Origin of the sequence: Bacillus sp. USDA818B3_A (assembly GCF_009928415.1) — a bacterium.
Classification (GTDB): domain Bacteria; phylum Bacillota; class Bacilli; order Bacillales; family Cytobacillaceae; genus Neobacillus.
This window is the reverse complement of record NZ_JAABNN010000005.1, coordinates 183,846-207,784: the sequence shown is the minus strand read 5'-3', so window position 1 is coordinate 207,784 and position 23,939 is coordinate 183,846. Positions and strand designations below refer to the sequence as shown.

The window sequence follows — 23,939 nt, the reverse complement described above, 5'->3', positions numbered from 1 at the left end:
TAAGAGGGCAAGTACTAGGTTAAGTCATATATTTAGAAGATCAGAAAAATACCCTGAATGTTTCAGATTCAGGGTATTTTTTGATGCAAATCTTATTTTGATTGATCGTGTGGAACTGTGACGGTAACGGTTTTAGTTGTCTTATTGCCAACTTTATCTGTTGCCGTAAAGGTAATCGTGTATACTCGTCCATTACCGCTTCCTAATCTGTCTGCACGAAGGTCAAAGGAAGTAGTAGAACCTGTAATAGGTTTATTGAAATTAGCTTTCTGAATATCATCAGATTGAAGCTTCTCATTGCTAGTAATGGAAGTTAACGCAACTGAGTCCATTCCTGATGCGGCATCAGATGAAGTAATTGTTGCCGTAACTGGTACCATTTTGTGATTTGGTGTCAAAATTTTCGTTTTGTCTAGAGTGATAGTTAACGATGGTGCGGTCTTGTCAATTTTGACTGTGGCTGTGTGTTTTGCCTCGACGTTTCCAGCGTTGTCTTCACTCCAATAAGTGATGGTGTGAACACCTTCATCAGAAATTGTGATAGATTTTCCAGTTTGTTCAGCACCGTTATCCACTTTGAAATGAGTTGCTTTAACACCAGAACCATTATCCGTTGCTGTTAAATCAACCTTAACGTCTTTATTCACCCAATCAGTTGGTGCGTTATCAGTGGTAACAGGGGCAGTAGTGTCAGCAGGCTTAACAAGCGTCAGAACTCCGAACACCGATGTATCTTGATATCCATTACCAGTTGTGTCGTTCCATGTAGCCGCACTTTGACGAGCGCCTTCTTTACCATCGTTAATTTGTACGTCAAAACCGATCTTAGTGTTATTTCCTGGCGCAATTGTCTTTAACGGAATCTTTATTTCAACAACGTAGCTATTACCAGATACATGGGTTGCTGATTCGAAACCATCAGCGATGCTAACAGGGTTGAAAGATGCCTCATTGGCAAAGTTTACGCGATATTGTCCATCGCCATTTTCATAGGATGATGTCTTTCCATTGTTTTCGTCAACGAAGACTTCAACTGAATCCTGTTCCCATGGATTTGGGCTGGACTTATCAAGCTGCGAGTCGCTTACCTGAGTCAGTACATAAAGGTTTTCGTTATCCCAAAGGACTTTGGAAACGCCATTTGCTCCTTGCCAAGCCATTTGATAACTGTTGACTGGAAGTTCCGGTGCATTGGTCCACGCAGCATCAATTGATCCGTCAATAACAGGTGTACCGTACATACCATTTCCTTGTCTAGCTTCTCTTTGTTCAGGCTGATTTTCTTCAATAAAGTTATCAGGATTAATTACTCCATAGTAAGCAGGTTTTGCTTGCAGGTCTTTATCAAATACTAATGGACTAGTGGCCGCTCTCCAGCTTGTTGCGTCATTCAGTCCCCAGAATGTAACACGAGAGATATGATCTGCATGTTCTTTGTAGATTTTAAATAACTGTGCGTATAAATAACCTTGCGTTCTTGCTTCCTCTGTAGTCAGTACATTGTTGGTTCCAGCTTGAATGTCAAGCTCGGTCACACTTACTTCTACACCTAGGGAAATAAACTTCTCCAAAGACAATCTTACATTTTCTGGGTTGGTGTTTTTATTGTAGTGTGCCTGCATACCGATGCCGTCAATGAGAAGTTTTCCATTGTGTGTGCTTGCATATCTTTCATTGATTTCTTTTACCATTTGGTAAATGGCTTCTGCTTTATTTTGATTATCGTCGTTGTAATCGTTGTAATATAGCTTCACGTTTAAGCCTTTTTCATCCAATACTTCTCTAGCTGCGAGGTAGGCCTGTTCCACGAAGTCTGGCCCAACTGCCTTGTACCAGCCGGATTGACGAAGTGATGCTTTCCAATCTGAAGGGTTGGATAGGCCATCGTTTATCGCTTCATTGACGACATCCCAAGAAATTACATTGTTGCCGTAATGCTCTACGACTGTTTTTACGTGGTTTCTTAAGTTTGCAAGTGCTACTTCTCTGCTTAAAGGATTACCATTATCATCTGCAAACAACCATGTTGGAGTCTGCTGATGCCAAACAAGGACATGTCCATGTAATTTTAGACCTTCATCCTTAATTTTTTTGACTAGCGCATCCTCATCGGTAAAGTCAAATTGACGATTCGCATCATACGCTTGGTCGGGTTTCATAGCGTTTTCTGCTGTAACCACATTATGATGCTTTTTGAGAAGTTGAAGTCTGACACCGTCCAGATCTCCCATTGATACTGCGTTTCCGATTAAGAAATCATCTTTGTAAACATCTTTTATTGGAGTTAAATCTTGGATTTCAATCGGGCCTGTACCAGTAGCTTCAAAGGTGATATCGTCAATATAGAAGGATGCAGTAGCGTTATTTGAACTTTCTACATAAATAGATAAAAATTCATCGCCTGCATTGGTATAACGGTATGTGCCTTCTAGCTTAACCCAGCCGTCTGCCTTGTTGATTGTTTTACCTTGAAGATTGTTATAGCTTGCGCTTCCGCCATTTCCTACCTGTGTGGAAAGCTGAAGCTGTGTGCTATCAGGTGAAATCAGCTTGACCCAAGCAGAAATCTTATATTCTTTTCCAAGGTCAACATATTTTTCAACACGTAAAGATGGACCATTCCAAGCCTGTGTTCTGCCATCAACTTTAAGGGCATATGAACCGCCAGAAGTATGGTTTGCTTCATTGGTTACAGTTAAAGTCTCAGTACCAGCTCTGCCTTCGAAACCTCCTGTTGTTTGATCCTCAAAAGTAATTGTGTTAAAGGCTTGCGAAGGTGGTCTTTGGTCTACAGGATCAGTGCCGCCGCCAGAAGTTACCTGTTCTGTTATCAGAATATCTCCGATGTAGAACGGAACGGTTTTTCCTGGATCGTTTGACTGAATGCGTAGTGCTCTATCTTTACTTGTATCAACAGTGTAATCCCCTGTTAAAGTAAAAGCTTGGCCAGCCTGATAATCTGCAGCTAAATACAAGCCATTATAGCTGTCCACATTCTGAAGGAGAGCTTGTGCACCTGATGGAACACTTACACTACCGTCAACATAACCTTTGACTGTAATCGTATATTTTTTTCCGTTTTCCATCCCGACCTTGCTGAATGGAATATCCACGCTATCCCAGTTGTTCGTTCTGCCACTTACATAGATAGCTTTTCCATCATCATTGCCATCAAACACTTTTCCGGAAACTGCTTCTACTTGCGGGTTGCCCGCTTTTGTAGCAACACCTACTCCCCCAGCAAAGGTTTCATGATATACCGTTTGCGTTGAAGTCTGGTCTCCAGTAGTCGGAGCCGGTCCGCCAATCATTTGTGCAAACTGAGCCAGGGTCTGATTGGTTACATAGTAACGACCCATGGTATAATTGTCGGCCCCATTAGGGTATCCAACCTTAAATGCATACTTAATCCCATTTTCTTTGTTTACCTGTATTACAGCATCATTATAGCTGCCATAAGGATATGCCATGAGAACAGGGTCTTTGCCTGTAATACTTTTAAGGTAAGTATTTGCTGATTTGATTTGATCCTCAGCTTGTTCTTTCGTTATAGAACTTCTAGTACCGCCATCAGTTCCCCAAATAGCACCGTCGTGAGTTTTTGTATGGTTCTCCAGACTCAAAGACGGGTTCTTGGCAAGATCTTGAAGCTGTGCTAGTGACATGCTGTAACCGCCGCCGATCCAGTCGCTCACAATAAACAAGACAGTCTTCATGTTATATTGCTCCAATGTCGGAAGGGCGTTGGTTATAAATTCAGGAGTTCCATCATCAAAGGTTAATAGAATCGGTTTTGCAGGAGCCGTTTCTTTTCCTTCCAAGATGTTCACATATTGTTCCGAAGACAAAGTGGTATAACCATTGTCATCAAGATACTTCATCATCTGTTTAAACGTATCTGTGCTAGTATCAGTCCATTGGTTGTTGGGATTATCCATAATTCGATGATAAAGAATAACTGGAATATCTGCAGTTGCCGCTTTTGCAACATGCGTAAACCAGCCTGACGGGATGACCAAAAAGGCTACCAGAAGTAATGAAACCAATCTTTTTATCTTACTCCTCATTTACTGCATTCCCCCATAAAATTTAATATACGGTATATAAAGCGCTTACAAAGAAACTCTAACTATCCTCCTCTCATTCTATTATCCTTCTATTTTAGCCTGTTACTAATAACAATTAACCCGTAAAAACTAAAGATATTCTTTAGAAAATTAAATATCTTTCATCATATAAAGTGGAATAATGTCCTTTGAAATAGTTATTTAATCCAGGTTTTGAAGGTAGTGATTCTAACAATCTTTAAATAAAACACTTCTATTTTTAGTAATTTATCTATATAATAAACTTTAAATTCATAAGTTTCATATTATTCAACTATGTTGAAATCCATAAATTAAAGAAAGTGGAGCTTGATTTGTTTAAATTGGCTGCAAAAGTTATTAGGAAATAAAAAAGAGAGAATGTTGATTAGTGGGATTGGTTTAGTCTGGCTTCTTGTTCTTCTTAATAAATAAATTAATTTCAATCATTCCTGAAAAATGAAAGGCGGGTGGAAAATATTTTTCCCTCTTTTAGTCCAATTGAATGGATCATTTCTATCATTGTAGGATGTTTAATAGGTGTAGCCAAGACAGCAATTGCTACTTTGGGAATTTTTAATCTCACTCTTTTGGTTCAGGTTTTTCCTGCAAAAGAAACAGTAGGTATGATGCTTCCGATGTTAATTATTGGTGATTTATTCGCTGTAATTTATTATCGCCGTAGTGTCGTTTGGAAACACTTATTTTCACTAATACCTTGGGTTTTTGCAGGGCTCTTAATCGGCTTTTTTGTATTGTGGAAAGTCAATAGTGAACAGCTGACTCTCTTACTTGGTTTATTAATTTTTGTTTTATTGGTTCTGCAAATTTGCAAGGACTTTATCCATTCTAAGGTTAATGATCATTTATTCGATTCAACTTGGTTCACCTATTTTATAGGAATATTGGCTGGTTTTGCTACCATGATTGGAAATGTATCAGGCGTGATTATGTCAATATACTTAATAGCTAAAGACCTTCCAAAAACCGAGTTTATTGGGACAGGAGCTTGGTTTTATTTAGTTGTAAATATAATAAAAGTTCCTTTTTACATTGGATTAGGAATGATTACTGTACATTCCTTTCAAATCAATCTTTGGATTACTCCTTTTATTTTTATTGGCGCTTATATTGGAATTAAAATAGTAAAGTATATTTCTCAACACATTTTTCAGAGGATAATATTAATTTTAGGTATGATAGGAGCCATTAAATTAATCTTGCAGAATTTATTTCCCTTTTAATATCTTAATATAAGAAATCCTTTGACTAAATTATCTAGTTGAAATAAACTAAACATAGTTGAATAAAATTAAAATTAGGTGTGATTGTGGATGGATTTGGGACAAAAGATTCGAAAACTGCGTAAAGAACAAAATCGAAATTTATCTGATATTGCAGATGCATGTGGATTTTCCAAAAGTTTGCTATCTAAAATAGAAAATGGAAAGACGGTTCCTCCAATAGCAACACTTGTAAAGATTGCGGAAACATTAGGAACCAAAGTTTCAGCATTGTTGGATGATCATGATGAGTCGGGCACTATTTTTACCACTAAAGAAACAAGCATGGATCAATTAGTTAAAACTGAAAAAGGTTATTCTTTTTTTGCTTTTGCTGTTGAACGACAAAATAAATTAATGCAGCCGTATTTGTTTGTAGCTAAAAAAGGTGAAACAGATAAAAAACCATTATCCCATACAGGTGAAGAGTTTATTTATGTACTTGATGGTGTAATGAAATATATAGTCGGTAATAATCAATATACACTTAGCACCGGGGACAGTATTTATTTTGATTCACTTGAAGAGCATAGATTGGAACCGTTAACGGATGAAGTAAGATACTTAGCCGTTTTTACCCAATCCAAAGCCGATGAATAGAACTATTGAAAACAACTATTTTAAAATAGTTGTTTTTTTCATTGTTATATATAAAAAATATTTCTAGATTCTATTGAGTGTTAAAGTCCATTGCTTGATCACCCCTGAAAAAAAGATTTTGTTTACTGTTTATCACTATCTATTTAAAAATAAAAAATTTGTATTAAAGAAGGATATCGTGGGAAATGAGTGAATTTTTTAAAGAATCTAAAGTTTTGAAAAAGTAAAAAAATAATATTGACTCGGAAACTTAGTTGAATTAAAATAAAAACAGTTGAACAAGGTTCAATAGCTTTTAATAGGAATAAGGGGTGAGCTTGTATGGGTAAATGTTTTAATATAGGTCTTATTGGTGCTGGTGGAGTAACAGAATTGCATTTAGAAGGGTACAAAGGTAAGAGTGATCGTGTGAAAGTAACTGCAATTTGTGACTCAAATCCTGCCATTTTAAAAGAGAGAGCAGACAAATTTGGAATACCTAACAGGTTTACTAGCTTAGAAGATTTTATTCAATTTAGTAATGTTGATGTAGCTGTTGTTTGTACTCCAACTTCAATCAGAAAAGATATTCTATTTCCGCTAATAGAAGCGGGATTTCCAATTTTTGTTGAAAAACCTTTTTCGGATTCTATTCAAGAAGCAATCGAAATAACGGAAAAGGCTAAAGAGCATAAAGTCCCTATTTCTGTAAACCAAAACTTTAGACGTCATTATCCGTTTGAATTAATGAAGGAAATAGTTGGTCGGGGGACAGTTGGAAATGTTACACAAATCATCTTTAATGAGATGTTTTTCAGGCAGGACCAAGGCTGGCGGTTAAATTGCGAACGACATGCTATGTCCGTTATGGGGATTCACTGGTTTGACGGTTTTAGGTTAGTTCTTGGTTCTAATCCAGCATCAGTTGCCTGCTTAACCCGTTCCTCATCTGCGATAGATTGTAAAGGTGAAACTGATTCCACTGTTTTAGTAGCCTTTGAAAATGGCACCATTGTAACCTATGTTCAAAGTTTTTCCAGTACATACCGGAAAAATGAAATGACTCTAATTGGTGAAACAGGAACCTTAGTCGCAAATCATACTTCTGTAAAACTGTACCGAAATGGTGAAAGAGAGCCGGTTCAAACTTGGGAGAATCATATTTCAAGAGAAGAAGCTACGTTCGGGGGGATCAATCAGTTACTAACTTCAATAGAAACAGGACAGGAAGCTCCAAATAGTTCTATCGATAATTTGAAAACGGTTGCATTACTTGATGCTGCCTATAGAGCTGCAAATGAAAAAAGAATCGTCACCTTTAAGCAAGGGGTATTAGTATGACGGAAAAATTGGCTTTTTCAAGACCAACAGAAACCATTGAAGAACAAGCTTCTCTTTTTCAGAACTATCGTTCCATTGGTTACGATGGTCTCCAATTAAAGATTGGGCAGTATGCACAGTATTTAGATAAACCAGAAAGATTTCTAGCAGATTGGGATACATCCCCTGGACTAGCTTCCGGGTTAATTACTGCAGGAATTCTTGATGACAAGAATAAAGAACAGCTGCGACGGGTTTTTAAATTTGCAGAAAAAGCGGGAACGGATCTGATTATCTTTTGTCATTTAATTCCAAGAGATCAGGTTGGAGTGGATGATATACGCAAGTTCGCAGATTTGTTCTCCGAACTGGGAAAAGAAGCAGAACAGTTTGGTGTAAAGCTATCCCTTCATCACCACTATAATAACCCAGTTATGTATAGAGATGATTTTGATGTATTTTTTGAAAAAGCTAAAAATAAAACGGTTGGGTTAACCGTTGATACTGCCCATCTTGTAAAATCAGGTATTACGAATATATCAGAAGTCATTCAAAGTTTTGGAGGAGTGATTGATAACTTCCATCTGAAGGATTTTGCTGATGGAGATTGGAGAGTCCTTGGAAAAGGAGATATCGATTTTTCACCAGTTTTTAAAGCAATTGACGATATTAAGTATAGTGGATGGATATCTGCTGACGAGGAAAGTGGAAGCAGTGTCATAGGTGGAATGAAGGATTGTTATTCCTTTATTAAACAGGGTTTACTGGTCAAAACAACCGATTAGTAAATTTTTAAAATAGCTGTTATCACCATTAAAATGAAATCGTTTTAATAGAGATAGCAGCTATGATTTTATCTTGGAACCAATCTGTAAGGATTATAGAAAGGTTGTGTTTCGAATTGGAAACCGTGTCTACAGTAACTTCTTCTTCACAAGTGATTGAAAAAAAGAAGAAAAGATCAAAGTTTTACGCGGATTTAAAACGTGATAAATTCCTTTATCTATTAATGCTCCCTGGTATATTGTTTTTTATCATTTTTAAATTTATTCCGATGTGGGGGATTATAATTTCATTTCAAGAATATTCGCCCTATCTTGGAATCTTAGATAGTGAATGGGTGGGTTTAGCTCATTTTGAAAGATTTTTTACTAACCCGGATTTTCTTATCCTTTTTCGTAATACGATGATGATTAGCTTATTAAATCTAGTTTTCTTTTTCCCGATACCAATCCTCCTAGCAATATTGCTAAATGAAATACGATCGAAAGTATTTAAACGGTCTATTCAATCAATTGTATATTTGCCTCATTTTCTTTCTTGGGTCATCATTGCAGGAATCTCATTCTTATTACTAGCTGAGTCTACTGGTATCATCAATCTCTTACTTGAGAAAATCGGATTGAAAAGCTTTGACTTCCTGACCAACGAAGGAACATTTTGGTATCTGTTAGTAGGGCAAAATATTTGGAAAGAAACGGGCTGGGGGACAATCATTTTCCTCGCAGCTGTTGCAGGAGTAAATCCTCAATTATATGAAGCAGCCAAAATAGATGGTGCGAGCAAACTCAGACAAATCTGGCACATTACCTTACCAGGGATAAAAAATGTCATTATTGTTCTGTTTATATTGCGACTTGGAAGCATTATGGATGTGGGTTTTGAACAGGTATTTTTAATGGCAAACGGTGCCGTCTCTAATGTAGCTGATGTATTTGAAACATATGTATATCGGAACGGTATCCAAAGCGGCCAATTTAGCTATACCACAGCAGTGGGCTTGTTTAAATCAGTAATCGGGTTAGTACTAGTAGTGTTTGCTAACTGGTTAGCAGAGCGTTTCGGGGAAGAAGGAATCTATTAAGAATGAGGGGGAAGAGATGAGAGAAAGTTCTGGGGATCGCTTATTTAATTTTTTTAACTATACTGTACTAACCATAATTGGGCTTGTAACTTTATTCCCTCTTTACTATGTTTTTGTCGTTTCATTTGCTACACCCCAAGAGTTTGTTGAAAAGAATGGATTTATATTGTTTCCAACTGAATGGACACTTGCGGCTTATAAATATTTGCTCAACACCTCAGCTTTTATTAAATCTCTTGGTGTAAGTACTTTTTTAGCGACTGTAGGAACAGCCTTAAGCCTTGTGGTAACAGCCGGAATGGCATTTTCTATCTCTCGTAAACGATTAAGAGGGAGAAAGATCATGTTAATGTTAATTCTATTTACCATTTTATTTCATCCTGGAATTATTCCACAATACATTTTGGTAAGGGATCTAGGTTTAATTAATAGTGTATGGTCATTAATTCTTCCAGTCCTTACTAGCGGATGGTACGTTATTTTGATGAAAAGCTTTTTTGATAGCATTCCAATTGAATTAGAAGAAGCAGCTAAAATGGACGGTTGTAACGATTTGGGGATATTTTTTCGAATTGTTCTGCCGTTATCGCTGCCAGCAATGGTTGCATTTGGATTATTTTATGCTGTTGCTTACTGGAATACTTTCTTTAACGCAATACTTTATATAAATGACTTTGACAAAGTACCTCTGCAGGTTGTGTTGAGAAATATGTTGATTGATTCAGATACATCAACGGGCGGTGCAGCGGCGGTTGAAATGGTCTCAGACCAGCAGATTCCTACACAAACAATAAAAATGGCAGCAGTGGTCCTTTCTACACTGCCAATTCTATTAGTCTATCCATTTTTACAAAAACATTTTTCAAAGGGTGTAATGTTAGGTTCCATTAAAGAGTAATCCAATTATTGTAAATGAGGGGGGCAGTATATGATGAGTAGAAATACAGGGGTTTCAAAAAGAAAATGGTTTACCTCCATATTGGTCACAGGGGTATTATTTAGCTCGGTGTTAGCCGGATGTTCCAATACAGAGGAAAGTTCAGCTGGTCAAAAAGGACCGGTTAAAATTTCGATTATGTCTGATTTTACAATTGCACAACCACCTTCAAAGGATAATCCTGTGTTAAAAGAGTTAGAAAAGAAAACAAATACAGACTTAGATATTACTTGGGTGGCAGGTCCAGATTATTTAGACAGATTAAATGTTGTCTTAAGCTCAGGTGATCTACCCGATCTTATTAAAATTGATGATGTCGTAAATCCGGTTTTTCAAAAGCTGGTAAAACAAGGTGCCTTTTGGGATTTAACCCCTTATCTGAAGGATAAAAAGAACTTAAAACAATATCCCGAGGTCATTTGGAAAAATACAACAATTGATGGGAAAAACTTTGTCGTTCCAGTTGCCAGACCTTTGGATGGCTTTGTTACCCCGTCTATCAGGAAAGATTGGCTCGATAAGCTAGGGCTTGAGATTCCTAAAACCACTGATGAATTATATGAAGTCATGAAGGCTTTTAAGGAGAAGAAACCAGGCGGCCAAGATACCACATATGGGTACACTATGCGTGCGGATTATTGGCTTGAGTCTGTATTTACGGGTGCAAGAGGAAAATGGAAAGAAGAAAACGGGAAACTCGTTGATGTAACACTGGGCTCTGATATTCGAGATGCTTTATTGTATAAAAACAAATTATATAATGAGGGCTTAATTCCACCTGATTATGCAGTGATGCAGGAATCGCAATTCTGGGATCTTGCCACTGGTAACAGGGCTGGTATTACGGCCGAAACGATTGAAGCAACATGGCGTTGGACCTACGACCAGTGGAAAAAGGATAACACGGTTAACTGGGAGCCGCTTGTTGCCATTAGCGCACCGGGGAAAGAACCATATGCCGAACAGTATAGAGGATATATTGGCAGTATTGCCATCCCTAAATCAGTCCCTGAAGCGAAGATGAAAAAGATCTTATCACTTATCGATTACGGCGCATCCGAAGAAGGTGGTACGTTAACTCTTTATGGTATAAAGGGTGTGCATTTTAACGAAGAAGATGGATTTAAGGTAACTACAGAACAAGCTGTAAAAGATAGTGTAGGTGTTGGGGCATTTGGAAAAATGTTTATGAAATTTGATCCCTATATGTATGCCTATGCACCGGGGATGCCAAAGGAAATATTTGATCGGAATAAAAAGATTATTGATGAAAAAGAACCTATAAGTGAACCAGATCCATCTATCGGATTGGTTTCCCAAACACAATTAACTATGGGTGCTGATTATGATAAAAAAATCAATGATTTAAAAATTAAAGTTATTATGGGGAAAGAGCCAATTGAGGCATGGGATAAACTGGTTGCCCAGCTTAAGAAAGATGCTACGTACCAAAAAATTATCAAGGAAATGAATCAAGCATACAAGGATCGTGAGGCTTCTTTAAAATAGTTAACTATCAGGAGGGCATGATCCATTTGTAAAAACGAGATGATTCTGATGCCAGGATTTTCGATAAATGGTCATGCCAAATCTTTAAAATTATAAGGAGATGAGAAAATGGCGACAATTACTGATTTAAAAGAAAAAAAACATGTTCTAGATATGGAGTGGGGAAAGATTCAATGGTTATGCGGCCAAGAGATAGATTCGGATTGTGAAATGACTTTTGGCATGGTTTTTATTAATGCTGGTGAGTCAAACCCGAGACATATACATCCCAATTGTGAAGAGTATATTTTTGTACTTTCAGGTGAATGTGACCATACATTAGGGGATGAGGTTCACCATCTTTCACCCGGTATGATGTTGAGAATTCCACGGGGAGTATCGCATAATGCAGTGGTAACAAGTTGGGAGCCGTGCCGTATGATTATTGCTTATTCTGCACCTGACCGTCAAACCATTGGGGAATAACAATTAGAACTAAATATTCACTTTGAGATGTTTATACTGCACAATTTCATTTGAGTAAAAGGGGTGTAGTACTTTTGACGAAGAAAGTGGTTCTTGTTGGTTCATTGGACACAAAGGGGATTGAATTCCAGTATGTAAAGGATGCTTTAGAAAAATTGGGCATCGAGACTCTGGTTGTTGACGTGGGTGTCCTTGATAAACCTGCTTTTAATCCAGATATTCCAAGTTCTGAAGTCGCACAGTTAGCGGGAACAACGTTAGAAATCCTTAGAAAAGAAAAAGATAGAGGGAATTCAGTAACTGTAATGGCTGAAGGAGCTGCCAAAGCGGTAGAAAAATTACTGGAACAAGGGATTGTTGGCGGCATTTTTGGAATGGGAGGTACAGCAGGTACTACTGTTGGGGCCACTGCCATGAAGGTCGTGCCTATTGGAATCCCTAAATTACTTCTTTCAACAGTTGCATCCGGTAATACAAGGCCATATGTGGGTGTGAAGGATGTATCAATGATGTATTCAGTGATTGATATTGCTGGGCTAAACAAACTATCACGCCGTATCTTGAGTAACGCTGCCTATGCAATGGCAGGAATGGTTAAGGGGATTTCTAGTGAGTTTGAACAAGTAGAAGAAAAAACAACGATTGGAATGACCATGTTTGGGGTAACAACACCATGTGTAACAAGAGTTCGGGAAATCCTTGAAGAAAAAGGATTCGATATATTAGTATTTCACGCAACTGGAACAGGTGGTCTCGCTATGGAAGAGTTAGTTGATGCAGGTTTTATTAAGGCAATTGCTGACATTACGACTACTGAATTAGCGGACGAATTGGTAGGTGGCATTTTCACTGCTGGCCCTTCAAGATTGGAAGCGGCAGGCAGATCTGGAGTACCACAGGTTGTATCGGTTGGAGCTTTGGACATGGTGAATTTCGGACCACCAGATACTGTTCCAGAAAGGTTTAATAATCGCAAGTTTTATCAGCACAATCCAACGACAACCTTAATGAGGACAACAATAGAAGAGAATCGTCAATTGGGAGAAATCATAGCGAAAAAGCTGAATCAAGCCAAGTCACCGACTGTTGTTATTTTTCCAAAAGGAGGAGTTTCGCTCATTGATCAGGTCTCTCAAGTGTTTGAAGGGGTAGAGGAAAGGAAAGCCCTATATAAGTCTTTGAAAGAAAATTTGCGATGTGATATTCCATTTTTTGAGAGTGATAAGGACATAAATGATCCTTCTGTATCTGCACTTATTGCGGAGCAATTATTAAGTATATTAAGAGAGGAGATCTCTATTAAATGAGTATAGCTAGAGAAGAAATCTTACAAAGGCTGAGGACAAATATTAAAGAAAATATAGCTGTGGTTGGTGCAGGAGCGGGTACAGGATTATCAGCTAAATGTGCTGAAATGGGCGGAGTAGATTTAATTATTATTTATAATTCTGGCAGATACCGTATGTCAGGCAGAGGTTCGTTAGCCGGATTAATGCCTTATGGGGATGCCAATCAAATTGTAGTAGATATGGGAAGAGAAGTTCTGCCAATTGTAGAAAATGCACCAGTGTTAGCTGGAGTATGCGGAACAGATCCTTTTAGGATAATGGATGTTTTCTTGGAAGATTTAAAACGTATGGGCTTTTCTGGGGTACAAAATTTTCCTACGGTTGGGCTCTGTGATGGGGTTTTCAGACAAAATCTTGAAGAAACTGGCATGGGGTATGATCTCGAAGTGGAGATGATTAGAAAAGCTCATAAACTTGGATTACTTACGACTCCCTATGTTTTTAATGAAGAAGATGCAATGAAAATGGCGGAAGCTGGAGCTGATGTGCTAGTAGCACATGTTGGGCTGACCACTAAGGGCAGTATTGGCGCAAAAACAGCCTTAACGCTTGACCAATCAGTGGATCTTGTTCAGAAAATACATGATGCAGCCAAATCTGTTAATCCAGAAATAATTGTATTATGTCACGGCGGACCTATCTCTGAACCGGAAGATGCAGCCTATGTTTTAAGTAAAACCAATGGAGTTGCAGGCTTTTTTGGAGCTTCCAGCATGGAGCGGCTGCCAACGGAAATTGCCATTACTGAGCAAGTTAAAAAGTTTAAGAATGTTTTATAGTTTATAAGAGTTTTTAAGTAGGAGTATTATTTCGATAAGGAAATACACATAATAATCATAATATTATTATGTTAACCAAATAACTTATTTTTTATTCATATAGAAACAGTCTCCAATCAGGTGGCTGTTTTTACTTTTTGAGATAAGCAGTATGACAACACAGTAGCAAGATTTTTCCTACAACTGAGATCACTAATAATAATATTAAAAATATTGTATGGAAATTTTATTAAAATAAAATTATCTTGATCCTTTGGAAAAGGGCCGGTTTTGAAAACCATAAAAGTGGAGATGATGGGGAGGATAAATCATATAAGTCATAGAAAAAGTATAGCGTAGTTTATTTTTTGAGGAGGGTTATAAATGGGAAGATTAGTTCATTTCGAAATACATGTAGATGATATGGAACGTGCCAAGAAGTTTTATGGAGAGGTATTCGGATGGTCCTTTCAAGACTGGACTGAATATGCGGGAATGCCTTACTTTGGAGCAGTAACAGGCAGTGAAGATGAACTTGGGATTAATGGTGCTCTAATGCAGCGCCAAAGTGCTCCGCCGGCGCCAAACCAAGCTTTAAATGGATATGCTTGTACAATGGGTGTGGAAGATTACGATGTAACAGAAGCTAAAATCATTGAAAATGGCGGCAAGGTGGCATTGCCAAAATATGCACTGCCAGGTATGGCTTGGCAAGGTTACTATGTGGATACTGAAGGCAACATATTCGGCATCCATCAACCGGATGCGAATGCAAAATAGAGTATATGATAGGTGAATACAACATGAACTCACAAGACACTGAACGAACGTTAGAGAAATTGCGGAATATCTGCCTTTCATTGCCCGAAGCCATCGAAGTCATTGACGGGTTTGGGCACAATACTTTTAAAATCAATGGGAAATCATTCGTCATCTCAGGTGAAAGTGAGAAAGGATTTAACTTATCATTCAAGTCCGACCGGGAAACGCAAGAACTTCTGCTGCAAAAGGAGCATTTTTATAAAACTCCCTATATAGGTCATCATGGCTGGGTCTCTATCAAGAATCCGGCTGAGGAAGACTGGGAAGAATTGAGTGATCTCATTCAAGAAGCCTATTTACGCGCGGCGCCGAAGCGTTTGGTTAAGAAATTTCGGGAGTTCGTTTAATGGGTGAAAGAAAATGAGACTTAGAAAAGCTGCCGATTCCCGCAGATAGAATCAAGAGGGTCCGCACTTATCGGTTGGGGGATCAGGGTTATAAAAAGACGGAAAAATTTCTCTTAATTAGTATTTATTGTTAAAAAGGGCTTAAATAGACGGAGAGATTCCGCCTATTGGCCCGAAAATTTCGATAATTAGAGATTTTGCTTTGCATAATCGGAAAACCTCCCCTTATATCCCAAAAAACGAGCTCCATTCTGCATCTAACCGGAAATTCTCGGCTTAATTTACTTTTGCTGGTCACTCGATTAAGGAAAAGACACCTCAAAACGGAACCCTTATATTTGCAAAGGCGCTGTGATGATATAGTTATTCAAGTATACAATAATAGACTTGGATAAATCTGTTTAGAAATAAGAGTTATATTCTGCTATAATAAATACTTTGAAAAGCAATCCTATGTCTTTACATAAGAAAAGAAACAAATTTTTTAGAAGGTGATCATCTTGAATAATAGCAACATAGACAAAGAGACTTATGATAAATTACTTGGCGCTTTAGAAGGAATGAAAGAAATGACTCAGAAAGCTCAAGCGAAACGTGAATTGAAAATTTGGAGTGAAATTTCTGTTCCTATAACCATAAAGGATGCTCTTGCGAGGCTTTCAAAAGACGATTTAAGTATCATTAGAAGACGTTTAGACATAAAAGGCGCAAGTCAATTAAAAAAAGGAGACTTAATCGAATTATTAAGTAGTAAAATCCCATTTGCTCTTGAAAAGCAATGCATGTATATGGACCAAGAGCAATACAACTTGATCAAAAGAATCATTCGTAATGGCGGGTATATGGAAGAGCCAAAATTGACTGCGAATCAATTAAACTACTTTCGCGACATAGGCATCCTATATACCGGAACTTTTGATGGAAAAAGAATCATCGCCCTTCCAGAGGAAATCGTCCAAAATCAGTTTTTGCAGGAGAACCACAAGCCATTAATCGCCATTTGCCGTCGAAATACCGAATGGATTAAGCTTACACAAGGATTACTCTACTATTATGGAACTCTCACTATAGTTGAGTTACAAAGTTTGCTAGAAAAGTACACGAACGGACCCGTCCAATTATCCGACTATCTATCAGTAATCGAGCAAGCTGTTTCTTACTATGAACAAATTAGGATGGACAAAACAGGATTTTCTAATATAAGAGTGTTTGATCCAGAAAAAGTGATTCTTGAACACAAAATGAGAAAAGACGTGGAATTTTTCCCATACTCCAAAGAACAAATTCTTAGAGCAGGTGAAGTGGACTATATTGAACGGAACGACAGCTATCTTCAATTTGTTCATTTTTTAACGCAAAACTATGAAATGACAAAACAAGAAGCTGATGATATTGTTAGCGAATGTGTCTACGCAACTAACATTGGTGAGGGTCCAAATGAGATTGTAAAATTTCTTCAAAGCAGAATCGAACTTCCGACTTTGGAAAGCCTGCGGGATACCATGGATATGCTCGTAAACCTTATGAATCATACGAAACAATGGGTGCTTAAAGGATATACACCGAAAGAGCTATCCGCACACAAGCAGCAATTTACACAAGTCTTACCAAAAAATAAAGACAATATTATCGATTTCACAACAAAAAAGAAAATTGGCAGAAATGATCCATGTCCTTGCGGCAGTAACAAAAAATTTAAAAAGTGCTGTGGAAGATAATTTATTGTTGAATGATTCAGTCTGCCTCTTTTAAGGGGCAGACTTTTCCTGTGGAACGCCTTGCACGAACAGGACAGGAATGATTATTATTAAAAGATTGATACGAAATAGGAAAGGATTTTCCGATGAATACATCTTTAGAAATGCTGATCCATTTATTTGAACGAGCGGCGCTTTTGTTAATTTGTCTGTTTTTTATGATCAGGATTCCAAGGTTTAAGGAATCCCTGCAAAAAGATCGTCATTCTCTTACCGAGCGGCTTGTGATTACACTCATGTTTTGTTTGTTTGCTATATTTGGTACCTATTCGGGGATCCATGTCGAAGGTTCACTGGTTAACATCAGGATTATCGCGGTTGTGTCGGGGGGGATTCTGTTCGGACCTTGGGTAGGGATTATTTCAGGAGTCGTTTCAGGCGTACACCGCTATTTGATTGATATTGGAGGAATCACTTCGGTCCCATGTCTAATCACAAGTATACTTGCCGGGATTGTTTCGGGTTACATCAACCGAAAAGTAAAAAGATCCTTACGTTGGATTTATGGAATTGCTGCCGGGATGTTTTGTGAAGTTTTGACGATGCTGTTGATTCTTGCCATGGCAAACCCATTTTCACTAGGCTTGGATATCGTGTCGAAGATAGCATTTCCAATGATCGCAGGAGAGGTTAATATTGGCCTGATCGTCTTATTGGTGATGAGTGTGGAGGGGGAAAAGGAAACCATTGCTGCAAGACAGGCCAAGCTGGCTTTGGATATCGCGAATAAGACGCTTCCTTATTTCCGCTCGATTAATGCGGATTCATTAAGGAAAATCTGCAGCATCATAAAAAACGATATCAAGGCAGATGCCGTTGCCATTACGGATATCCATAATGTGCTTGCCTATGTTGGTTTTGGGGAAGAACGGTATAAGATTGGACAAGAAATCATTAGTGATTTGACGAAAGAAGCGATTCGAACGGGGAAGTTCATTATACGAAATCAAATAGCCGATCACCATACGCCGCAAATCCACTCACTGTTGATTGTTCCTTTTGAGGAACATGGAGAGGTGACGGGAACATTAAAAATCTACTATCGTAAAGCATATAAGATGACTCATTCACTGCAGACGATGGCGATTGGGCTCTCTCAAATTATTTCAACCCTTATGGAAGTTTCTCGGATTGAACAAATAAAGGTAGCAGCGAATAAGGCAGAGTTGAAGGCACTTCAAACAAAGATTAATCCTCACTTTTTGTTTAACGCCCTCAATGCCATTGCCTCTACCACTCGCAGGAATCCTGACAAGGCCCGCGAGTTGATCATCAATCTTTCAGGATATATGCGCTACAATTTAGAAGTAAGTGATGAATTGATCGACATTCATAGAGAATTAGAGCAGGTCCGCGATTATGTGGAAATTGAAAAAGCTAGGTTCGGTAACCGTCTCACGGTGGAATATGATATTGATGAAGTGAATGTAAATATACCAAGCCTTCTTATCCAGCCTTTAGTGGAGAATGCCATCATCCATGGCATTTTGAAGAAAAAGGGGCCTGGAGTGGTAACCATTGAAGTCAAGGATTTCTTGGATAAAATAAGGGTCAGCGTTAAGGATACAGGGGCGGGAATTACTGAAGAAGTCATCAACAATTTACAGTCTGATACTGTACCGGCCAACAAAATTGGTTTAGCTAATGTTCACCAGCGTGTAAAACTTATTTATGGACATGGACTGGTTATACGCCTGCTGAACCCGGGAACAGAAGTTTTTTTTGATATAGAAAAGGAGTCTGTATGAAAGCAATTATTGTAGAGGATGAATTACCAGCTCGTCAGGAACTGGAGTATTTAATTGAGGCTTATAGTGAAATTGAAGTGACGAATACCTTTGATGATGGCTTAGAGGTGTTAAAATTTGTGCAAGAACAGGAAACAGATGTCATTTTTTTAGATATCAATATCCCGTCACTTGATGGGATGCTGTTGGCAAGTACAATCAGTAAATTCACAAAAAGACCGTATATAGTATTTACTACCGCCTACAAAGAACATGCCGCGCAGGCATTTGAACTTGAAGCATTTGATTATGTTCTAAAGCCATACGATGAAAAGCGGCTTGCAGCCATGTTAAGCAGGCTTGAGGCTGCGTTTAAACGTGACCATGCGGCGGAAGAAACAAAGCCGGACAGAAGGCGGAATGGAGAAGCACACGAAGTTGAGACCTATGCAAAAACTTCAACCCGAATCAATTTAAAAAAGAACGATAAAATCATTGTTACGGATGTAAACGACATTTATTATGCAGAAGCAAGCGAAAAGGTAACATTAGTTTATACACGTAATGACGAATATACCATGCAGATGAGCATCTCGGAATTTCATGCCCTGCTGCCGGAAGACATGTTCTTTCGCTGCCACCGTTCCTATACCGTTAACATAACAAAGATACGTGAAATTGTTCCTTGGTTTAACCAAACCTACCAATTGCGTCTAAAAGATCTCGCCATAGAGATTCCGGTAAGTAGAAGCAAGGTGAAAGACTTCCGGCAAATAATGAATCTATAACCTCCATTCATTCCGGATTATAGGCATTTCATTCCGAAAACGGTTTCTCTCTTTTTTTCAGTGGTATTATCAATCATGTAAACGATATCAAATAATATAAAACATGATTTTTTTAAAGGAAGAAAAGAGGGATTCTGATGAAAACAAGCACAGACCGCCGTTGGTTGATTGTGGTAGGAACAATTATCGTACAAATGGGGCTAGGAACTATTTATACCTGGAGTCTTTTCAACCAGCCTTTAGTAGACCGCTTTGGCTGGAACTTAAATTCTGTTGCTTTTACTTTTTCAATTACTAGCTTAGCCTTGGCATTATCCACTTTGGTTGCCGGAAAGCTGCAAGATAAATGGGGAATTCGCCGATTACTTACATTCGCCGGCATCGTGCTCGGTGTTGGATTAATGGTTAGTTCCCAAGTATCATCCTTGTCGATGCTTTATATTTTAGCAGGTGTCATCGTCGGTGCAGCAGATGGTACTGCCTATATCACTTCTTTATCTAATTTAATTAAATGGTTTCCGGAAAGAAAAGGGCTTATTTCTGGTATATCTGTTGGGGCATACGGTACGGGTAGTTTGATCTTCAAGTTTATTAACGGTTCATTCATTCAATCAGTAGGAGTAACCCAAGCATTCTTCTATTGGGGATTAATTGTAATGATCATGGTTGTCGGAGGATCTTTCTTAGTACGTGAAGCAAAAATAGCTCAACAGAACAGTATGCAAAACGGCAGCATTCAAAAAGATTATACGGTTAAAGAAATGCTGAAAACAAAGGAAGCGTATCTCTTATTTGTCATCTTCTTTACAACCTGCATGAGCGGATTGTTTTTGATCGGAATTGTGAAAGACATCGGCGTTAAAATGGCGGGGCTTGATATTGCAACAGCAAGTAACGCAGTGGCCTTAGTCGCCATCTTTAATACAAGCGGCCGAATCATTCTCGGTGCTTTATCAGATAAAGTGGGCCGTTTACGAGTGGTATCAGGCGCATTGCTGGTGACCGCAGCAGCCGTTACTGTTTTAAGTTTTGTTCAATTGAACTATGCACTGTTTTTTGCTAGTGTGGCCGCAATTGCGTTTTGTTTTGGCGGTAATATTACGGTGTTTCCGGCCATCGTAGCTGATTTCTTTGGCTTGAAAAATCAAAGTAAAAACTACGGAATTATCTATCAAGGCTTCGGAATAGGCGCGATTTCAGGATCATTTATTGCTTCTTCTTTAGGAGGATTTATCCCAACCTTTAAGTTGATTGCCGTCTTAAGCATTGTTTCTGTCATCATTGCTATGATGATTAAGGTACCGGGCAATGGAAAGCCGAAGATGAAGGATAAAAGGAATTCTGGGAAAATCCGCAGCTTGTCACCGGATACAAGAGCTAGTTAATAGCTGGTTCAATCAAATAAGTTAAAACAAAGCAAAGGCAGGGTAACTTGCCTTTTTTTTATATAAATTATTCTTTGAAACCTTTATTTTATGGGTAATAATATTATATCAAGTTATATCTAAATCTCTTGGAAGGACTTTATACTTTTTTTCAAGCTTTAAATAGTTTATAATTATCAGATAATACTAGATATTTTAGTAAATGAATTATTATAATAGAATAGGATAGCAATATTATTCAGTCAGAAAAGTCGTGTTCTATGTTGCATCTTGGATTTATAACACCTAAGCAGGACACGTTAGTCTTATTTGCAAAATAGGGGATGGGGAAGTTAAAATGAGCAACATGCCGAATAAAACAGATGTTATTTTAATTGGCGCCGGAGTCATGAGCGCTACCTTGGGATCTTTACTGAAAGAATTAGCACCTAATTGGGATATCAAAGTTTTCGAGAAACTTGAGAGCGCGGGAGAAGAAAGCTCAAACGAATGGAATAATGCGGGAACGGGTCATGCTGCATTGTGCGAACTTAATTATACATCCGAAAAATCTGATGGATCGATAGACATTAAGAAAGCGATTAATATTAATGAACAGTTTCAGCTTTCCAGACAGTTTTGGGCTTATTTAGTGAACAGCGGTTTGATCAGTAATCCGCATGAATTTATCATGCCAATCCCTCATATGAGTTTGGTGCAAGGTGAAAAGAATGTATCTTTTTTGAAGAAACGCTTTGAAGCACTGTCAAAAAATCCATTGTTCCAAGGGATGGAGTATTCCGATGACCATGACAAACTGAAGGAATGGATTCCGCTTATTATGGAAGGCCGGACATCGAATGAACCGATTGCTGCAACCAAAACGGATTTTGGTACGGATGTAAACTTTGGTGCATTAACTCGTTTATTGTTTGACCACTTAAAGCGGGAAAACGTTGAGATTAACTATCGACATAGTGTAGAAGACCTTAAACGGACAAGCGACGGCTTGTGGGAAGTGAAAGTGCATGATATCAATAGTGGAAAAATAGAATACCATACGGCTAAATTTGTTTTTATCGGCGGTGGGGGCGGAAGTCTGCCTTTACTCCAAAAAACGGGTATTCCTGAATCGAAGCATATCGGAGGATTCCCAGTTAGCGGACTATTTTTAGTATGCAATAAGCCGGAAGTGGTCGAGAAGCATCACGCAAAAGTGTACGGTAAGGCAAAGGTTGGTGCGCCGCCAATGTCTGTTCCGCATCTTGATACTAGATTTATTGACAACAAAAAATCATTACTGTTTGGACCGTTTGCCGGATTCTCACCAAAATTCTTAAAAACAGGCTCAAACTTTGATCTAATCGGTTCCGTAAAACCGAATAATTTATTAACGATGCTGGCTGCAGGCGTAAAAGAGATGTCTCTAACCAAATATTTGATTCAGCAAGTGATGTTATCACATGAGAAGCGTATCGAAGAATTACGTGAGTTTATTCCAAATGCAAAAAGCGAGGATTGGGATATTGTGGTAGCAGGCCAGCGTGTCCAAGTCATTAAAGATACGGAGACCGGCGGTAAGGGAACACTTCAATTCGGTACAGAAGTGGTCAGCGCTTCTGATGGCTCGGTTGCTGCTTTACTCGGTGCTTCTCCAGGTGCTTCTACTGCCGTTCATGTCATGCTGGAGGTACTAGAGAAATGCTTCCCGCAGCAGATGAAAGAGTGGGAGCCGAAAATAAAAGAAATGATTCCTTCTTATGGCATTTCCTTAGTGGAAAACCCAGAGCTTTTCCAAGAACTTCACACCTCAACAGCCGAAACACTTGGTCTAGTCGAGAAAGAACATGTCTACTCATCAGAAGAAGCACTTCCTGAAACTGAAAAAGAGCTAATTTTTAATTAATTAATCTTTAAGGAAGATAAAAATAAAAACGTGGAACCTTTGATCTATTATCGATTGAAGGTTCTTTTTTCGATTCAATTTGGTTGTAAATTATCTTATTATGTAAACTTAATTAATGCAACATAGAAACAGGAAGAATGTCCTAATAGTCTTTTTTAGCCATTCACTTTATAGCTTAACTCCTATAAGATAAAAAGATGAATGATAGTAATCTATTTGTAAGAGCTTTATACATAACAAGATGAAGTAGAATCGGCATTGCTAAACGCATTGTGGAAAGGTGATCTATGTGAATACAGATCAAGCTTTTGATTTTTTAAAAGACGCCGGACTTTCGGAAGATCTTTGTATGCAAACCGTTAGGCGCTGGCTGCGTGAGAAAAAAATTAAATTTGATGGTAAGTTGGGGCTTCAACAACCCGCCGGATATATTTTACAGGATACGGATCAAGCGATTCATTTGTTAGAGGACGCTGGTATTTCTGCTAGTATGGGCATTCAAGTCGTTCAACGCTGGCTGTATGAAGGTAAAATTCAAAAAGTAGGGAAGGGGAAGCAGCTAGCCGATTACCTGTCAAATGTAAAAAATCCTAAGCAGTTATTAAGCCGGCCTTCTGACCAGGACAAACTGATCCGTGAGTTAAAAGCAAAAATAAAAGTCCAGGATGACCATATCAAAGAACTAGAAGAGCTGCACAAGACTTCAATGAAATCTTTAACTCAACTAAGAAATAAATTGCAAAAACAAATCATCAACCTCGAGCTGGAGAAAAATGATTTACAAAGCGAAACTAGAAAAGTATTAAAAGAAAATATTGAGCTACGGAGCGAATTGTTATACTTAAAAGAAAAACTTTCTAAAGGTAAAAGAGAGCCTGAAAAAGTCCATTTTACCGCGTCTGCTCAAACATTGGATCATCGTAAGAAGTTAGGGTTATCTAAAAATGCGAGCGAGAAAGAAGTTTTATCAAGATATAAAAAATTATTACTCATGACACACCCTGATCATGGCGGCAACCCTTTAGTTTTTAATTACGTTAAAGCAGACTATGATGAATTTAAAAATGGTTTTTAAGGAA

General features: G+C 38.2%; 19 protein-coding genes. 18 read left to right on the top strand and 1 reads right to left on the bottom strand.

Annotation, left to right across the window (positions count from 1 at the left end; translation table 11 throughout):
• Positions 1–92: 92 nt before the first annotated feature.
• Positions 93–4,067 carry an endo-1,4-beta-xylanase gene (locus tag GXK58_RS12230; RefSeq protein ID WP_160723161.1) on the bottom strand — a complete coding sequence of 1,325 codons (3,975 nt, stop codon included), beginning with the start codon at positions 4,065–4,067 and terminating at the stop codon, positions 93–95.
• A 488-nt stretch (positions 4,068–4,555) separates the two neighbouring features.
• On the opposite strand from GXK58_RS12230, the gene GXK58_RS12225 reads away from it, so the two are divergent.
• The 18 genes from GXK58_RS12225 to GXK58_RS12140 all read left to right on the top strand — a co-directional run bounded on the left by GXK58_RS12225 (position 4,556) and on the right by GXK58_RS12140 (position 23,935).
• A complete protein-coding gene (locus GXK58_RS12225; RefSeq protein ID WP_237389645.1) occupies positions 4,556–5,329 on the top strand; it encodes a sulfite exporter TauE/SafE family protein in 774 nt (257 codons plus the stop codon).
• A gap of 90 nt (positions 5,330–5,419) precedes the next feature.
• Positions 5,420–5,968: a helix-turn-helix domain-containing protein gene (locus GXK58_RS12220; RefSeq protein ID WP_160723159.1), complete on the top strand. Its 549-nt coding sequence runs from the start codon at positions 5,420–5,422 to the stop codon at positions 5,966–5,968.
• Positions 5,969–6,289: 321 nt separating this feature from the next.
• Positions 6,290–7,288, top strand: coding sequence for a Gfo/Idh/MocA family protein (locus tag GXK58_RS12215; RefSeq protein WP_160723157.1), 999 nt, complete (start codon positions 6,290–6,292; stop codon positions 7,286–7,288).
• Positions 7,285–8,052 (top strand): sugar phosphate isomerase/epimerase family protein, encoded by a 768-nt coding sequence (locus GXK58_RS12210; RefSeq protein WP_160723155.1) that lies wholly within the window; start codon positions 7,285–7,287, stop codon positions 8,050–8,052. The genes GXK58_RS12215 and GXK58_RS12210 overlap by 4 nt, the downstream gene beginning before the upstream one ends.
• A gap of 116 nt (positions 8,053–8,168) precedes the next feature.
• Entirely contained in the window at positions 8,169–9,131 is a 963-nt protein-coding gene (locus tag GXK58_RS12205) for an ABC transporter permease (RefSeq protein WP_442862470.1), read from the top strand.
• Positions 9,132–9,147: 16 nt separating this feature from the next.
• Entirely contained in the window at positions 9,148–10,029 is an 882-nt protein-coding gene (locus tag GXK58_RS12200; RefSeq protein WP_160723151.1) for a carbohydrate ABC transporter permease, read from the top strand.
• A gap of 30 nt (positions 10,030–10,059) precedes the next feature.
• Entirely contained in the window at positions 10,060–11,577 is a 1,518-nt protein-coding gene (locus GXK58_RS12195) for an extracellular solute-binding protein (protein ID WP_160723149.1), read from the top strand.
• Positions 11,578–11,685: 108 nt separating this feature from the next.
• A complete protein-coding gene (locus tag GXK58_RS12190) occupies positions 11,686–12,042 on the top strand; it encodes a cupin domain-containing protein (RefSeq protein WP_160723147.1) in 357 nt (118 codons plus the stop codon).
• A gap of 74 nt (positions 12,043–12,116) precedes the next feature.
• Positions 12,117–13,349, top strand: coding sequence for a Tm-1-like ATP-binding domain-containing protein (locus tag GXK58_RS12185; protein ID WP_160723145.1), 1,233 nt, complete (start codon positions 12,117–12,119; stop codon positions 13,347–13,349).
• Entirely contained in the window at positions 13,346–14,170 is an 825-nt protein-coding gene (locus tag GXK58_RS12180) for a phosphoenolpyruvate hydrolase family protein (protein WP_160723143.1), read from the top strand. The genes GXK58_RS12185 and GXK58_RS12180 overlap by 4 nt, the downstream gene beginning before the upstream one ends.
• A gap of 363 nt (positions 14,171–14,533) precedes the next feature.
• Positions 14,534–14,929 carry a VOC family protein gene (locus GXK58_RS12175; protein ID WP_160723141.1) on the top strand — a complete coding sequence of 132 codons (396 nt, stop codon included), beginning with the start codon at positions 14,534–14,536 and terminating at the stop codon, positions 14,927–14,929.
• Positions 14,930–14,952: 23 nt separating this feature from the next.
• On the top strand, positions 14,953–15,318 hold the full coding sequence (locus GXK58_RS12170; RefSeq protein WP_237389644.1) for an MmcQ/YjbR family DNA-binding protein: 366 nt from the start codon (positions 14,953–14,955) through the stop codon (positions 15,316–15,318).
• Between the two features lie 500 nt (positions 15,319–15,818).
• Entirely contained in the window at positions 15,819–17,036 is a 1,218-nt protein-coding gene (locus GXK58_RS12165) for a YecA family protein (protein ID WP_160723137.1), read from the top strand.
• A gap of 125 nt (positions 17,037–17,161) precedes the next feature.
• A complete protein-coding gene (locus tag GXK58_RS12160) occupies positions 17,162–18,823 on the top strand; it encodes a sensor histidine kinase (RefSeq protein ID WP_160723135.1) in 1,662 nt (553 codons plus the stop codon).
• On the top strand, positions 18,820–19,590 hold the full coding sequence (locus tag GXK58_RS12155) for a LytR/AlgR family response regulator transcription factor (RefSeq protein ID WP_160723133.1): 771 nt from the start codon (positions 18,820–18,822) through the stop codon (positions 19,588–19,590). Before GXK58_RS12160 ends, GXK58_RS12155 begins: the two co-directional genes overlap by 4 nt.
• A gap of 137 nt (positions 19,591–19,727) precedes the next feature.
• Positions 19,728–20,975, top strand: coding sequence for an L-lactate MFS transporter (locus GXK58_RS12150; protein ID WP_160723131.1), 1,248 nt, complete (start codon positions 19,728–19,730; stop codon positions 20,973–20,975).
• A 337-nt stretch (positions 20,976–21,312) separates the two neighbouring features.
• Positions 21,313–22,860: a malate:quinone oxidoreductase gene (locus tag GXK58_RS12145; protein ID WP_160723129.1), complete on the top strand. Its 1,548-nt coding sequence runs from the start codon at positions 21,313–21,315 to the stop codon at positions 22,858–22,860.
• Positions 22,861–23,149: 289 nt separating this feature from the next.
• Complete coding sequence (locus GXK58_RS12140; protein ID WP_160723127.1) at positions 23,150–23,935, top strand: hypothetical protein; 786 nt, start codon at positions 23,150–23,152, stop codon at positions 23,933–23,935.
• The last annotated feature ends 4 nt before the right edge of the window (positions 23,936–23,939 follow it).